Raw genomic sequence first — 16,061 nt, forward strand, 5'->3', positions numbered from 1 at the left:
CTACATCAATAAAATGACAATCAGCAGACCCGAAAGAAATCCTAAGCTCCTTATCATTTTTTCATATTTCCCTTGTATTTCCCTTGCTTCCTCTTCTTCTCTTTCCAGATGGGTAAGTGTTAACATAATCTGCTTCTGCTGGGAAAAACGATCATGTCTTCCTAATGTTTCTCCAAATTGTTTCATAATTTCTAATTCTGAATCCTTCATCGCTGTTTTTTTCCAAATCTCATGCAAAGAGGCTGTCCATGCCTCTTTCACTGTTGTATCCTCTTTAAGCAGGCGTTCTGCAAAGCTCGCAAAAAAGGAACGTAATGGTTCACTTAATTGTTCAGCTAATCGTCTACTCGCTTCATGCAAGGGGGTATGTCCATACATAATCTCCGCCTCTAAAGATTGCAGAGCAGATTTTAAAGCGCGAATTTGCTTTGGTCTTTGACTTAATAGCTTGGAAAATTCCATTCCACCCCAGCTTGTAGAAGCAAGGATCAAGATTGCACCAATTATTTTAATCATTTATTTCACCTTCATTTCATCCATCAATAACTGGCCTTGTCCATTTTTTATCGCTGTCACAGTCCCAGGACCTTTCCTTCTATTTAATTCAATATATCGTTCGAATATGCCCATTTTTATCATGCTAGAAAGCAATGGTCGTTTTTTTACTTCTTCCAAGCTTGAACCATGTGTAGTCATTATTAATTGAATACCTGCATTCACTGCTTCTAGTATTGCTTCTTCATCCTCTTTCCGACCAACCTCATCCACTATGAGGACGTCTGGACTCATGGAGCGAATCATCATCATCATTCCTTCTGCTTTTGGACAAGCATCCAGTACATCTACACGGGGACCAAATGTCATTTGTGGAATACCATCCAAGCATCCGGCAATTTCAGACCGCTCATCCACAATTCCTACTTTAGCTGGTTTTAACAAAGTATTTTCCGTATCAGAAGAAATCAATCTAGCAATATCCCTCAATAAAGTCGTTTTCCCGGTCTGTGGAGGGCCAATAATCATCGTATGACGCCATTTCCCTTTATCATATAAATAAGGAATAAATGGGTTAGCAATGCCAATTTGCTCCTTTGCAATTCGAATATTAAAAGATGCTACATCCCTTATTGCCTTAACTTTGCTATCTTGTAAAATGACCTTGCCTGCTAGTCCAATCCGATGTCCACCTTGAATAGTGATATATCCTCTTTTCAATTCTTCTTCCATTGTATAGACCGAATACTGACTGATTTTATTCAATAATTGGTTCCCATCCTCTTTCGAAACAATAAATGGAAAAAAGATAGAACGTCCACTTATAAATACTTCTAAAGGTCTACCTATGCGAACTCGAATCTCTTCCATCCCTAATCTTTCTGATGGAGGGATTGTGAGAATATGATTTTCGATTGCTTTAGGCAAAAAAGAATAGATAGTATTCACAATAGTTCCTCCTTAATGAAATTTCCTAGTTTAAATTGGCTGCTTTGTAATGACATATATAGGATGACTTATTAAAATGTATGCTTGTCTTCTTTTTTTATGTCATCACTTCATTAATTCATTTTTTTTCAGAAAAAAAGCGACATTTAGTTACAAGTGGTTAAAAATTAGTTTTTTTTCAAATGCTATATAGGATTAAAAGCAAAAAATAAAGGAGGGGAAAAGACTTGAAAAGACTACTTATCGCCTTTCTTTCCATTAGTTTAGGGTTCTTTCTTTCCATGCAAACAATGGTAGAAAAGCCTGCTTTTAGCAAGGAACAACAGAGAAAACCAAAAAATGTTATTTTCCTCATCGGTGATGGTATGGGCATTGGACAAATGGAGATTGCTCGATTATTTGAACATGGAGTAAATGGAAGACTTTTTCTAGAAACACTTCCCTATACTGCCATAGTTCATACTTCATCTAGCAATAATCGGGTAACAGACTCTGCTGCTGGAGGAACAGCCCTTGCAATAGGAAGGAAAACAAATAATGGAATGATAGGTATTACACCAGAAGGAAAAAATGTAGATAGTATTTTAGACAAATTTAAAAAGGATGGTAAAAAAACGGCCATCATCACGACAAATTCTGTTACAGATGCAACACCTGCCAGCTTTACCGCAAGCGTCAATAATAGATGGGCAGACCAGGAGGAAATTGCTAAACAACAATTGAATAATAAGGTGGATATTATCATGGGAGGAGGCAAAAAGTACTTTACGCATAAGGATAAACGAGGAATTGATCTTATCGGTGCTTATAAAAAAGCTGGATATGATTTTCTAACAACCGCTGAGGAATTAGAAAAAACGAATGCCCAAAAATGGCTTGGATTATTCGGTGATGCTCATTTGAATTTTCAACTTGATAGAAGTCATATCAAAACAACTGAACCAACATTGGAAGAAATGACGAAAAAGGCATTAGACGTGCTATCAAGTGAACAAAAAGGATTTTTTGCAATGATTGAAGGAGGTCGAATAGATCACGCCTCTCATGCTTCTGATATAACTGGTATATGGAAAGAAACAGTTGCATTTGATGAAGTGGTTAAGTACTGTGTGGAATGGGCGAATAAAAGAAACGATACATTGGTTGTTGTTGCAGCAGATCACGAAACAATGGGCATATCTGCTACAGAAGCGTTAGATATTAGTGGTTTAAAAAAGGTTTCAGCGTCCCCTCATTATATGGCTCAGCAATTAATAAAGAAAAAAACAAAAAATGGCTATACGACAAAAAGCATAAAGAAAGTTTTTAAAGACTATGCTGGAATAGACCTCAGGAAAGATGAGCTGCTTCAGCTGCAAATAAATCCGAAAGTAAATAACGGACAAGTATATCGAGAACAACAAATGGACTGGAAAATTGGCACTATTATCGCGAACCATTATCATGCAGGCATAGTACATCCACTCACCCAGCAGCTTAGTTCAACAGGCGGCCATACAAGCAATATGATTGTTGTATTTGCAGTTGGGACAGGAGCAGAAGAATTTCATGGTGTTTTAGATAACACCGATATCCCCAGAAAAATTGCTGAGATTATGGGATATGCCTTCTAAGAAATAAAAAGGGAAAGTCCAACCAATTATAACCACTTCGTCATATGCTATCATGAGGTGATATGATATGTTTTCTAAACCAACTTCCGTGACATATATATCAAACGAATTTCGTGCAACTGGTAAAAACATGCACTTTGGGATAGATTTTGCCCACAATGGCATCAATGCAATTAAAGCTTGTGCTGACGGGATTGTCAGCAGATCCTATTACTCGGCAAGTTACGGAGAATGCATTATGATTCTTCATAAAATATCTGGACAAGAATATGAAACAGTGTATGCGCATTTGAAAAGAGGATCTCGAAAAGTGAAGGTTGGCGATTATGTAAAAAAAGGACAAGTTATTGGCATTATGGGAAGTACAGGAGAATCAACAGGTCAGCATTTGCACTTTGAATTACACATTGGTCGTTGGAATATCAATAAATCTAACGCAGTTAATCCATTACCATATTTTGAATTAGATTCTAATACAATCCCTTCACATAATACAGAATATATTGTGAAAAAAGGGGATACCCTGTATCAAATTAGCAGAAAATATAAGACAACGATTAAAGTTCTACGTGCTTTTAACCAGATAGAAAACCAAGATATCATCAAAGTCGGACAAAAAATCAAAATACCTTCCCAAAAGGCTGTCTATTATGTGGTCAAAAAAGGAGATACAGTCAGCCGAATAGCAAAAAATTTTCATACAAGTGCAGGAAAAATAAAGGAATGGAATCAATTGAAAAATGTAGACAAAATTTACCCTGGCCAAAAACTAAGAGTAGGATAAATTATATTTATCCTACTCTTAGACTGTAGACAAACTCTTATTTTTTGGAAATAAAAGACTGAGTTGGGTTTATTTATTAACTTCTTTGAAACAGGGTGTTGCTTTCCGCTATTTAATCGACACACCATTTTCTAAAATAAGCTGTTTATACCAATAATAGCTTTCTTTCGGTATCCTTCTTAAATCCTTTTCTTCATGCTCCGTTCTATTTACATAAACAAAACCGTAACGTTTTTTATATCCATTCAACCAACTTAACAGATCAGTAAAAGACCATGCGCAATATCCGATAATGTCCACTCCATCTGTTATTGCTTTTTTCATTTCTAATATATGATTCTTTAAATAATCAATACGGTAATAATCCTTTATTTGTCCATTCTCAGCAATTGTATCAATAGCACCTAAGCCATTTTCTGTAATAAAAATTGGTAAATCATATCTTGCTTGAACTCTTCTTAATGCTATTCGAAAACCAATTGGATCTATTTCCCATCCCCAATCTGTCTTTTGCAAATATGGATTTTCGACTGCATTAAACATCGGAATCTCTGGAGTCACTGCTTGACCGCTTTTAGGCTGCATTAAATATGGATCAGTTCCTAAAAATTCTTTTTCACAATCCTTGTCAGAAAGCTCCAATCGATTCTGCTGTGCTGTGCCACCATGGTAATAATTAATACCTAAAAAGTCTGGTTTAGCAGATTTTAATAAAATTTCATCTTCTTCCAAAACCGTGGGAGCAATTCCAAGTCTCACTAGTTGTTTCCTCACAAACCTTGGATAAGTCCCTTTACAATATACATCTAGCCACCAATCATTGTTAAAGGACTCGCCATTTTCTGCTGCCAATACATTAGCTGGATCTGCATTTAAAGGGTACATCGGTCCATATCCAAAACTTGGTCCGATCTTTCCATTCGGCACTAATTCATGAAATAACTTAATTGCTTCCGCATTTGCAAGATTAATAATATGATTGGCTTCATACATTCTTTTTAAATCGGTAACTCCAGGTGGATGTATGGCCCATCGGTAACCAAGTGTGGTGAAAACATTTTGTTCATTCATGGATACCCAATAAGTAACCTTTTTTCCCAATCTACGATATAACACTTCACAATATTTTTTAAAAGCTTTAATTGTTTCTCGAGACTCCCAGCCATTAAAGCGATCCTGTAATGATTGTGGTAAATCCCAGTGATAAAGAGTGATAACCGGCTCAATTTTATTAGCCAATAACTCATCTACTAATCTTTCATAAAATAATAAGCCTGCTTCATTCACACGACCGTCACCATCTGGAATTACTCTGCTCCAAGAAACGCTAAAGCGATATGCCCTTAAACCCATTTCTGCCATCAATCTCACATCATCCTTATATAAATGATAATGATCGACGGCTACATCTCCAGTTGTTCCTTCATATGTTTTTCCTTTTATTTTGGAGAAAGTATCCCAGATAGAAGGCCCTTTCCCATCAACATTCCAAGCACCTTCAATTTGGTACGCAGCTGATGCAGCACCCCATAGAAAATCGGCTGGAAAGTCATCTAGTTGTTTATGGTACATAACTTCTGTCCCTTCCTTTTCCTTAACCCTTCTACTCGTTTAGCCAAGTGTCCATTTTTGTTTGGATGAAACAATCCGGGTGGAATTATTCTCTACTTTCACTTCTGGAGCTGGAGGAATATCCGTTACTCCATGTAAAATAATTTCATATTTATTTATGCCAGTAACCTCTATTTCATACTGCCCGTGCTTTTTCGATAACATGACATTCGCTTGTTTTTCTCCATCTTTGCTATATATCGCAGCTGAAAGGAGTTGGTTTTCATGTAAATCAAATACGTGAATCTTCGGCTTTTCCGTATAATCATATACTGCATGTTCCCTGCAGCTTCCTTCGATAATAATGCTATTTGGGCGGACCAATAACGGCAGCGTAAAATAATCATACGATTGCTCATACCAATGACCACCCTCATATAATTCTCCTGTTAAATAATTGGTCCAAACTCCTTTTGTCTCTGGTACATAAAAATTAACTTTGCCGTCTTCTCTAAAAATTGGTGCTACTAATAGATTATCTCCGAGCATGTATTGACGATCTAAAGTATGAGTAGAAATATCATGTGGGAACTCTAAAACCATTGGTCTCATCATAGGTATCCCTTTTTCTGCAGTATATACAGATTGAGCAATTAAATATGGCATTAAACTCAGTTTCAATTTTGTAAAGGTGCGTGTAACCTCCACTGCCTCTTCTCCATACATCCAAGGCACTTTATACTCCCAGCTTCCGTGATAGCGGCTATGGGAAGATAATAGGCCAAACTGCGTCCATCTTTTATAAATATCTGGCGTTGCTCCTGCCTCAAATCCTGAGATATCATGACTCCAATAACCAAAACCGCCAAGGCCAAAAGATAACCCTGCCCGAAGTGTTTCAGCCATTGATGGATAATCAGAAGTACTATCCCCACCCCAATGTACTGGAAACTTTTGCGAACCAACGGATGCAGACCTGGCAAAGACTACGGCTTCTTCTTTGCCGCGCACCTCTACTAAAAGGTTATAAACTACTTCGTTATACAAATAGGCATAGTAATTATGCATTCTTTCCGGATCAGATCCGTCATAATAAACGCAATCTATTGGAATACGTTCGCCAAAATCTGTCTTAAAAGAGTCGACTCCCATATCAAGCAAAGAGGTTAACTGGGACTGATACCACTTTACTGCTGCAGGATTAGTAAAATCCACAATTGCCATTCCTGCTTGCCACTTATCCCATTGCCAAATATCACCATTAGCTTTTGTTAAGAAGTAGCCTTTTTCCATTCCTTCATCAAATAAAGGTGACTTTTGGCCAATATACGGATTAATCCAAACACAGATTTTTAATCCTTTTGCTTTTAACCTCGCTAACATCTTTTCAGGTTCTGGAAAGATATCTTGATCCCAAGTAAAATTGCACCATTCATATTCTTTCATCCATAAACAATCAAAATGAAAAACTTCTAAAGGAATATCATGCTCTGCCATTCCATCTACAAAAGAAGTAACTGTTTTTTCATCATAATCTGTTAAAAAGGAAGTACTTAACCAAAGACCAAAGGACCATGCGGGCGGCATTGATGGTTTCCCTGTCAATTCAGTATAATTTTCTAATACTTGCTTTAGATTTCCGCCCCCAATTACATAATATTCCATCATTTCACCAGGTACGCTAAATTGCACCTTCGACACCTTTTCACTTCCAATTTCAAAACTAGCTTTCCCTGGAGTATTCACAAATACACCATACCCATTGCTGCTTACATAGAATGGAATATTTTTATATGCCTGTTCCGTACCAGTCCCTCCGTCTGCATTCCAAATATCGACTGTTTGCCCGTTTTTCACAAAATTAGTAAACCGTTCTCCTAAGCCATAAATGTTTTCTCCTACACCAATAGACAATTGTTCACTGATATGGGAATCTCCCTGTGGATCTTTAATATATCCTTTACTTCTTGGATTGCTTTCTGTAAGGATTCGTCCCTTATATTTAAAAGTTATCGTAAAGGTTTCTCCCTTTGTCACAACGGCACTTAAATCCCCAGCAACAAAAGAATATGCAGATTCCGATTCTGAAATATCTGGAACAATTTCTTTTTTATTGATCACAAAACACGGCTCAAGTTTTTTTGTTCCTTTATAATGGTACATTCTGACACCGATTATATCTGGATGTGGAGTGAATAGTTCAATGGTCATCATCCCGCCATCTAATGTTGACCCTTTATGATTTATATAGGAAAAAGGAGCATATAAAGTTAAGATATTTTTTGATTGTCTTGTCGAATACACATGTGTAGCATAATTCACTTCAAAACCGTCTTTAACTAACCATCCGCCGTTAAGAAATTTCATTTCTTTCACACTCCCCTTGCTTTAAATGGTTTTCTACTAAAATATAAGCCCCCCATAAACCCGAATCATTATAATGCTTACAAATTTCAACAGGTATAATGAAATCTTGCCAGTAAGGTATGGAGTTTAATGCCTCGTTTATATAAGGATATAGTGCAGGATTTTGACTTATGCCGCCACCAATTAGAACCTTCTCGGGATTGAAAATAACGACAGAATTAAATATCGCTACCGCAACGTACTTACTCCACTCTCTAATTATCGCTTCTACCTTGTAATCATTTGTTAGAGAAAATATTTCTTCACCAGTTATTTCCGCTTCAGGCGGAAGTCTATATTTTTCTTTATAAAGGCTGATAAGTGCACTTGTGGATGCTAACTCATGAAGTGTTTTATTCGGATATTTCCCATAATCTGTAAGCATCATACCTAATTCACCAGCTCGATAAGAGTGACCCTTTATTGTTTGATTCTGATAGTAAATCGCACCGCCTACTCCCGTCCCAAGTGTTAAGAGAATAAAATCATTATTATCAATTGCTGCACCATTATACTTTTCTGCTATAGCGGCGCAATTCGCATCATTTTCTATATAGATTGGACAATCCATTGTTAATCTTCTCTTTACTTCATTTACTATATTTACTCCATTTATAGAAGTAATTGCGCCTGCAAGAATAGGAACTCCATTTACTGTATCAATAAACCCTGGAAAGCTTATACCTATTCCTTTAATAGATGCTAACAGGCTCAATTCTTCTATTTTTGCAGCCAAACTAGATAGAAAACTATCTTTGTCAACCTTATCTGTTTTGAATTTTCCTTTTTGAACAATGTGAGAGTCTTCGATCAATCCATATTTCACATATGTTCCACCTACATCAAAACTTATGACAGCCATTACCAATCTCCCCTTAAAGGGATGAAACAGTAGAAAGATAGGAAAAACTATTCTGCTTTGTTCCAACAGAGTCGTTTAAAGAAGAAATAGTTTTTATTTCCTCAGATGTTTCACCCATAAAAGTAAATCTTTAATTCTCCCATAACTTCATGCGATCTTTTACTAATCCAGTCATATCCGAACTAGCTTTATCAATCCCCATCTCTTTTAATTTTGTTTGCATTTCTGACCATTTCTGTTCAAACTCACTTGGAGGGGAAATGATAATATCAGTAATTGCTTGTGTTGTGTAGTCGTCTGCCTTTTGTTGAATCACTGTCAAATCACTGCTTGCTGGAATAGCTATTTCAAAAGCACGACCGTGCTTTGTCTGTCCTAATTCATCTGGGGATGGGAAGAAGTCTGCCCACACTTCATGACCATAACTACTTATAACCTCTTTTTCTTCCTCAGTGTAATTCGACATGGCTAATTCTTTCGTATCAGACCTTGATATTGGTTGTCCAGTGGAATCAACTGCTCCTGTTCCCCATTGTGGAAACGGGTAAATATAGTTCCCGACTCCTGTTTTAAGGGAATAATTAGGATCTGTTTGCGATTCTTTAATATCGGTAGCAACACGTTTTCCATCCTTGATTTCATAGTTTTCTCCTTCAATCCCCCAGTTAACTAAGATTTGTGCTTCTTCTGAAGCCATCCAGTCTAAAAATTCAAAAGCCTTTTCTTGTTGTTTACTTGTAGAGGAAATGGAAACACCAATCGTACCTGTATAGCCATAGTCTTTTGTATCTGGCTGTAAAATACCTTCTTCCAATGTCACAGGAAGTGGTGCGTAAGTTCTCCACGACTGGCCGTCTGCTTTAAGGGCCGCAATTCCATCATTTATATCCCAGTTTTGATCCGCTAAACCTATGACACGACCCGAAGATATTTTTGCGATATATGTGTCATATTTTTGAGTAAAACTCTCTGGATCTACTAATCCTTCATCATACATATGGTTGAGCCATTTAAAGTACTCTTTTACTTTCTCATCTTGGAATTTATATCTTGTCTCGCCTGTACTTTCATCCACCAGCCATTGCCCATCATCTTGATATCCAGATGCATATCCTGCTGGGTTTCCTACTGTAATGAGCCATCTCCAGTCACTACCTAATAAAGATAAGCCAATCGTATCTTGTCCATTGATTTGCGGATACTTTTCTTTATAAGCTTTTAAAGCATTCTCGTAATCTTCTAAAGTTTTAATCTCTGGATAGCCTAATTCTTTTAATACTTCTAATTGTATTTTAAATGTTCCGCTAGGATTTAATACTGTATTCGTCATGCCGCCTGTACCCACATGGTAAATCTGCGGATCTTCTGTATTGTTCTTTAGGCGGACTAGTTGATCACCATACAGAGCTTTCAAATTTTCCCCCTTGTCTTCAATCAGTTCATCTAATGGGATAACAGCTCCAGCATCAATTAATTTATTAAGATCGCCTTTGCCAAAAATTAAGTCAGGATAATCGCCGCTTGCAATCATTAAAGGAACTGCTTGTGTATCGCCACCAACCGGATGAGAAATTTCTAACTTTACCCCTGTTTTTTTGGTAATTTCTTTAGCAACCGGATTATCAAATTTGTCATCCTTCGTTAAATCCGCACTAAAAAACGTTAGGGTTGTAATGTCTCCATCTTGCTCTTTTTCTGAATCAACAGCATTATTACAAGCTGCAAGTAACAGACTTGCCGATAACACTGAACCTGCCATTATGATTTTCTTCCATTTCATTAAAAATCCCTCCTAATAATAAGCAAAATAGGCTAACCTAGCTGATTAATTTTTCACTGCTCCTAATGTTAATCCTGAAACAAAATATTTTTGCAGAAATGGATATACTAGCAATATAGGTACAGTAGCAATAATAGTGATTGCCATCTTAATAGATTCTGGAGTAGTTTTCCCTGCATTTAATTGCTCCATAGCTGAATTACTGACATTTCCCGTTGATTGTGCACTAGCATTGTCTAAAATCTTCATTAATTCATATTGTAGTGTTGTTAGATTAACATTCCCCCTCGCATACAAATAGGTATCGAACCAGCTATTCCATTGACCAACAGCGATAAAAAGAGCAATTGTAGCAATCGCTGGAATGCATAACGGCATAATAATCTTGTAAAATATAACAAAATCATTTGCTCCGTCTATTTTTGCTGATTCTTCCAGTGCATCTGGTAAACTATCAATAAAGGATCTTATAACGATTACATTAAAAGCACTTAGTAATGCTGGAATAATATAGACAGCAAAACTGTTAATCAATCCTAAATTGCGAATTAAAATATATCCAGGGATTAGCCCGCCACTGACATACATCGTAACAATCAGCAATGTTGTAAGATGTTTTCGAAAGATGAAGTCTTTTCGGCTAATGACATAAGCCATGACACATGTACATAAAACTCCTGCAATAGTACCAATGACTGTTCTTAAAACAGAATTGGTAAAGGCTAACAGCAGTTGATCATTATTGCTGAAGATTTCTATATAGTTTGCAAAAGTAAATTCCCTTGGCAAAATGTGCAATCCACCTTTAGCTGTATCCACTGAATCATTTAATGAAATAGCTAAAACATTTAAAAATGGATAGAGTGTGGCGATAATGATGATGATCATTATTGATCCAATGACTACATCAAAGCCAGTAGGTCGATTTATGCTCTTTTTCTTCCTGAATAAATTTGTCATATTAGCCTCCTTACATAAGTCCGCCATTCCCTGATTTTTTGGCAATATTATTAAATATAAAGATAAGAATAATACTAACGACTGATTTAAAAATTCCTATTGCTGTACCATAGGAATATCTAAACATACCAATACCGTAATCAAGAGCATACTTGTCCAGTACAAGCGCTTTATCTGCTACGATATTATTTCCAAGCAGCATTTGTTTTTCAAATCCGATATTAATAAGGTTGCCAATACTCAAAATTAATAGTATAAGGATAATAGGTTTGATAGATGGAAGTGTAATGTGGATCATTTGTTTAAACCGACTTGCTCCATCTACCCAAGCTGCTTCATACATTTCTTTATCGATACTCACCATTGCTGCGAGATAAATAATTGCATTCCATCCCATTTCTTTCCAAACGTCAGAGAATGTGACAATATACCAAAACTTATTGGGATCACTCATAAATTGTATTGGGCTATCAATAATATGGAGGGCCAATAATAATTCATTCAATGCTCCATTAGTTGAAAGCATGGTAGTTACAATGTTTGCTACAATTACCCACGATACAAAATGCGGAAGGTATGATACGGTCTGTGTAAATTTCTTAAATCTTGTGAACCGGAGCTCATTTAATAAGAGAGCCAGAGCAATTGAACTTGCGGTTCCAAAAACAATCCCTAACCCACCCATTCCCAAAGTATTAATTAATGCCCGATAAAACAATTCGTCCTCAAACAGTGCTTTAAAGTGCTTAAGTCCAACCCATGGGGATTCTAGAACTCCTAATGCAGGCTTATAATCTTGAAAAGCCATTATCCATCCAAAAAGAGGTACATAACAAAATACGATAAGCCAAATTACCAAGGGTAGTGCCATCATGATAAGTACTTTTTGATCTTTCAGCTTTTTCCAGGTGATCTTTTTCTCCTTTTGGGGCTTTTTTTCTTGCTTAACAAGAGGTGCTATCTCCATCTCTCCCCACTCCCTAACTAAAGTAACTTCTTTATAGATAAAGTATAATTGGTTACGCTTTCATTTTTAATAGTAATTCTTAGTGTAGTAAGTAGTAAAAAATAGTGTTTTGAAAGCGTTTAATCTATTGATATATACTTTCAAACAGTAATAAACCAAAAGTGCTCATGATTGAATGAGCACTTTGATAACAGGCAAATTTCTCTTCTAGAAGTACTACTTCAAATTTGCCTCTTGTATCTATTTCTAAGCTGCCCTATATAAAGGAATTCAGCCATCTAATTATTCGATTAATCAAATTCATTTACTTGCTTAAGCATCGTTACTAATTGGTCTTTTTTGATAACAAAATCAATATTGCCATTTTCTTTAATAGCGAACATACTATCATTAGTTTTCAATGGATAAAATTCTAGTTTTCGACTATGTTCGCTTCCGTCAGATGTAAAATCGTACGTCATTTTCAAATAAGGGTTATTTTCTAATGCCTCTCCTTTATATTCCTCATTTGCAGATAGTACAGCAATATATTGATATAAATTTCGAAAGTCTGCTTCGTCTATATTTCTATTATTTAATTGAAAGGAAGAAATAATTTTATCTGACTTACTATTAAGTCGATGGAAAGCAGTAATCTGCTCTGATTGTTTGCCTTCAATTGTCCACTTGTTCAAAGCATCTGCCATAATAAGGCACAGAAACTTATCGATAATAGAAAAAGGGTGATTTACTAAATTTTCAATTTGCCCTTTTGGAACGAAAAACAGCTTTTTTTCTTTATTAACGGTCGCATAGTATTGATTATTTTCATCCTTTAGCAATTGTAAAGTATATTCCTTACCCTCTTCTTGAATAATAATCTCCTTCCAATTGGTCAGCTTACTTTGATCGATTTCTTTTAATGGATCTGATACTTTTAAATGTGTAAGTGTAGACAAGATTTCATCCATTTTTTTGTATTCCACTGAATAATCGTGTGAATAATAGTCATGAAGAAACCATCCACTTATAAAGGGTGCTTTTTCGACCGATGAATAAGTAGTTTGTTTACTCAAGGAATAGTGAGCTTGCTTTCCTCGAAATTCAATCTTTTTTATCTGATCTGCTTCTAGTGGAAATGCCTTCCTTTCTGAAAAAATTATCGGTGAGTAGAATTTCACAAGGTTTGGAACATAAGAAAGCTGATAAGTTTGGTTTTGTCTCACTAAATAATATTGATTTTTCTTTTTATATAACTTCATTTGTGATTGATCTGCTGCCACCTCGATTAATAAATCCATTTCCTTCTGCTCTTTCACTTTATCTCCTCTCATACTTGATAAAGCTAGAACAAATTGATTTGCCATATCATCTTGGAAAGTCTGTTCCTTTACAGTCCAATAACTTCCTTCTTTGCTTAGTTTTATCGAACTGTCCTGTTGTTTAATACGCAGCTCACTTGCCTGCTCGATGTTTTTTAAGCTTATGCTGCTTTTTATAGGCGAAGCATGTTCTTTTTCTTGATTGCAGCTTGCCATCAGAAACATTACTAGAGGGATAAAAATATATAGATAGTTTTTTGGACTGATTTTCATTTTTTTAACTCCTTCTCTAGCCGATACAGCACCGGATTTGTATAATACATTAAAATAAAGCCGAACAGGCTAAAAGCAAATAAAAAGGATACAGCGGGGACATAGTAAAAAAAGACAACTAGAATAACAGAAGTGGATAAGTGTAAGAATGCTTTTCCTGGAAATCGCAACAATATAAACGGTCCTGCTTTTAATAATGTTTTCATATTACTTTCAAATCTGCTTAATACACTAAGACCAATACTTGTGGTGATAAAGACAATTGCTAAAATAATAGCAACTACACAAGCCAGTATTAAATTATTTTTTTGTAGCATATAAAAAAAATCAACAAATAAGATTAAAAGGATGGTTAACTGTATAAACCAATAAATAAAACTGAGTTTAAAATTTGTTTTATAATCCATGAAAAAATCTTTTACCGGAGTGATACTTCCTTCTCTTAACAATCGGCCGTTAGTGGAGAAAAGGGCAGTGAGACTTGCTCCCATAGGAAGAAGCGATATATAAAACAGCATAATATTTTCTAGGGAAAATGGAAAAAGCAATAAAGCAGTAAAGAATAATATGTTACTGAATACAAAACATAGATTCAAAAGAAAGAAAGTGGATATGTAATTTAGAGTTTGATAAAGCTTCCTACTATTCATCGCTTCACCCATTACCTTGTAATTTTCGGTATTCATTTGGTGACATGCCACAATGTCGCTTAAACTTTTTATAAAAATAGTCCAAATTAGCATAACCTGTTCTTTCTGCAATCTCATAAATCATTAAATTAGAATCTTTTAGTAGTTGTTTTGCTTTGCCCATCCGTATTTCATCTAGATATTGAGAGTAGCTTTTTCCAGTTTCTTTTTTGAATTTTTTGCCGATGTAAGCGTTGTTATAATTAAAGTGCTCTGATATAATTTTAAGATTTAAATCTTCCTTATAGTGTTTTTGTGTATATCTTTCTATTTCTTGGATAGTATTAATTCTATTAAAGCTTTCATTCACAATTTGCTGCAACACTCGATAACTATTTTCCATTTCCTTCATTAACTGTTCCATCGTTCTACTTCTTGCGATACTCTTTTCAGCAGTATTTACCACTTCCTGCAAGCGCTCTCTATCTGTTGGATTAATAGTATCTATCACGTTATTTACAACACTTTGGAACTCCTTACTGACATTCCATTTGATTTCATTTTCATGTAGTGAATGATAACGGAAGTTTTCCTTATATTTAAAAAGAGAATTTGCAAGATCTCCATCATACAAAATATCCTTTAACAGCTGCTCTGTTATATTTCCTGTAAAATGAGTTTTGGCTTGTAAACTTTTTATTCTTTCATTTGAAATAAGACCTAAGTTAGCATAAGAAAAGGTAATATCTTTTAACTTTCTTATCTCTTTATATAGCTGTTTCAAATGGCTGCTTTTATTTTGCCATGAAGACTGAAGTATAACTTCCCCTTCTTGACTAGCTATAGACAGCAGTTCCCTTTCCAAGGTATTTAAATCAAAATCATCTAAAATTAGTGTCAATATATACGTATAATCATCGTGTGTTAATAAATAACAAAGAACGTTTTTATTCTCCCTTATTCTTGTCTGAAATTCCCTTGCTATGGATTGGTTTGAAAAACGTATTAAACAAGCCAACCTATATTCTTGTGTACAGGGTGTAAAATCCCCTTCAAAAATATTTTTCCTTAGAACATTGTAGATATCATTATTCGTCTCTTTCTGTTTATCTACTTTTTTTCGTATCCCTAACAATATATCTGTTAATTCATCTTCATCTATTGGTTTTAACAAATAAGATACTGTTCCTAAGCGAATGGCTTTTTGAGCGTAAGTAAATTCTGAATATCCTGATAGAATAATAGAATAAAAAGTTTCTCCTCTTTTTTGGGCAGTCTGTATCATTTCTAACCCGTCCATCTCAGGCATTCGTATATCTGTTATTACTAAATCAGGCTGGTATTCTTTAATTAGTTTTATTCCTTCTTTCCCATTTTGGGCAGAACCAACAATTTCAAATCCATATTCCTGCCAATCAATAATATAAGGCAGCCCCTCTCTAATTACCGGCTCGTCATCAACAATTAGTACTTTTTTCATTATTTACGCCCC

Annotated in this window: 13 protein-coding genes; 2 read left to right on the forward strand and 11 right to left on the reverse strand. The window is 35.4% G+C overall.

Annotated features, from left to right (window positions below):
- Positions 1-516: a stage III sporulation protein SpoIIIAB gene (gene spoIIIAB, locus MHH96_RS20645; protein WP_047941135.1), complete on the reverse strand. Its 516-nt coding sequence runs from the start codon at positions 514-516 to the stop codon at positions 1-3.
- Positions 517-1,443 carry a stage III sporulation protein AA gene (gene spoIIIAA, locus MHH96_RS20650; protein ID WP_047941136.1) on the reverse strand — a complete coding sequence of 309 codons (927 nt, stop codon included), beginning with the start codon at positions 1,441-1,443 and terminating at the stop codon, positions 517-519. It lies immediately after the preceding gene.
- Between the two features lie 227 nt (positions 1,444-1,670).
- On the opposite strand from spoIIIAA, the gene MHH96_RS20655 reads away from it, so the two are divergent.
- Both MHH96_RS20655 and MHH96_RS20660 read left to right on the forward strand, forming a co-directional pair.
- Positions 1,671-3,056 carry an alkaline phosphatase gene (locus MHH96_RS20655; protein ID WP_047941137.1) on the forward strand — a complete coding sequence of 462 codons (1,386 nt, stop codon included), beginning with the start codon at positions 1,671-1,673 and terminating at the stop codon, positions 3,054-3,056.
- 67 nt (positions 3,057-3,123) lie between these two features.
- On the forward strand, positions 3,124-3,840 hold the full coding sequence (locus MHH96_RS20660) for a M23 family metallopeptidase (protein WP_053215601.1): 717 nt from the start codon (positions 3,124-3,126) through the stop codon (positions 3,838-3,840).
- A gap of 108 nt (positions 3,841-3,948) precedes the next feature.
- Here MHH96_RS20660 and MHH96_RS20665 read toward each other — a convergent pair whose 3' ends face one another.
- From MHH96_RS20665 to MHH96_RS20705, 9 genes are all read right to left on the reverse strand, one after another.
- Complete coding sequence (locus MHH96_RS20665) at positions 3,949-5,412, reverse strand: glycoside hydrolase family 1 protein (protein ID WP_144545213.1); 1,464 nt, start codon at positions 5,410-5,412, stop codon at positions 3,949-3,951.
- A gap of 39 nt (positions 5,413-5,451) precedes the next feature.
- Complete coding sequence (gene yicI / locus MHH96_RS20670) at positions 5,452-7,758, reverse strand: alpha-xylosidase (protein WP_047941140.1); 2,307 nt, start codon at positions 7,756-7,758, stop codon at positions 5,452-5,454.
- On the reverse strand, positions 7,745-8,659 hold the full coding sequence (locus MHH96_RS20675; protein WP_047941141.1) for an ROK family protein: 915 nt from the start codon (positions 8,657-8,659) through the stop codon (positions 7,745-7,747). The genes yicI and MHH96_RS20675 overlap by 14 nt, the downstream gene beginning before the upstream one ends.
- 130 nt (positions 8,660-8,789) lie before the next feature.
- The gene (locus tag MHH96_RS20680) at positions 8,790-10,439 is read right to left on the reverse strand and encodes an ABC transporter substrate-binding protein (RefSeq protein WP_047941143.1); all 1,650 of its coding nucleotides are present in this window, start codon (positions 10,437-10,439) and stop codon (positions 8,790-8,792) included.
- A gap of 45 nt (positions 10,440-10,484) precedes the next feature.
- A complete protein-coding gene (locus MHH96_RS20685) occupies positions 10,485-11,399 on the reverse strand; it encodes a carbohydrate ABC transporter permease (RefSeq protein WP_047941144.1) in 915 nt (304 codons plus the stop codon).
- 10 nt (positions 11,400-11,409) lie between these two features.
- The gene (locus MHH96_RS20690; RefSeq protein WP_047941145.1) at positions 11,410-12,366 is read right to left on the reverse strand and encodes an ABC transporter permease; all 957 of its coding nucleotides are present in this window, start codon (positions 12,364-12,366) and stop codon (positions 11,410-11,412) included.
- Between the two features lie 290 nt (positions 12,367-12,656).
- Positions 12,657-13,940 (reverse strand): hypothetical protein, encoded by a 1,284-nt coding sequence (locus MHH96_RS20695; RefSeq protein ID WP_047941146.1) that lies wholly within the window; start codon positions 13,938-13,940, stop codon positions 12,657-12,659.
- Positions 13,937-14,590 carry a DUF624 domain-containing protein gene (locus MHH96_RS20700; protein WP_251687619.1) on the reverse strand — a complete coding sequence of 218 codons (654 nt, stop codon included), beginning with the start codon at positions 14,588-14,590 and terminating at the stop codon, positions 13,937-13,939. The genes MHH96_RS20695 and MHH96_RS20700 overlap by 4 nt, the downstream gene beginning before the upstream one ends.
- 4 nt (positions 14,591-14,594) lie before the next feature.
- The gene (locus tag MHH96_RS20705) at positions 14,595-16,049 is read right to left on the reverse strand and encodes a response regulator transcription factor (RefSeq protein ID WP_047941148.1); all 1,455 of its coding nucleotides are present in this window, start codon (positions 16,047-16,049) and stop codon (positions 14,595-14,597) included.
- Between the last annotated feature and the right edge of the window lie 12 nt (positions 16,050-16,061).

The organism is Niallia sp. FSL K6-0212 (assembly GCF_038007605.1).
Lineage (GTDB): Bacteria > Bacillota > Bacilli > Bacillales > Cytobacillaceae > Niallia > Niallia circulans.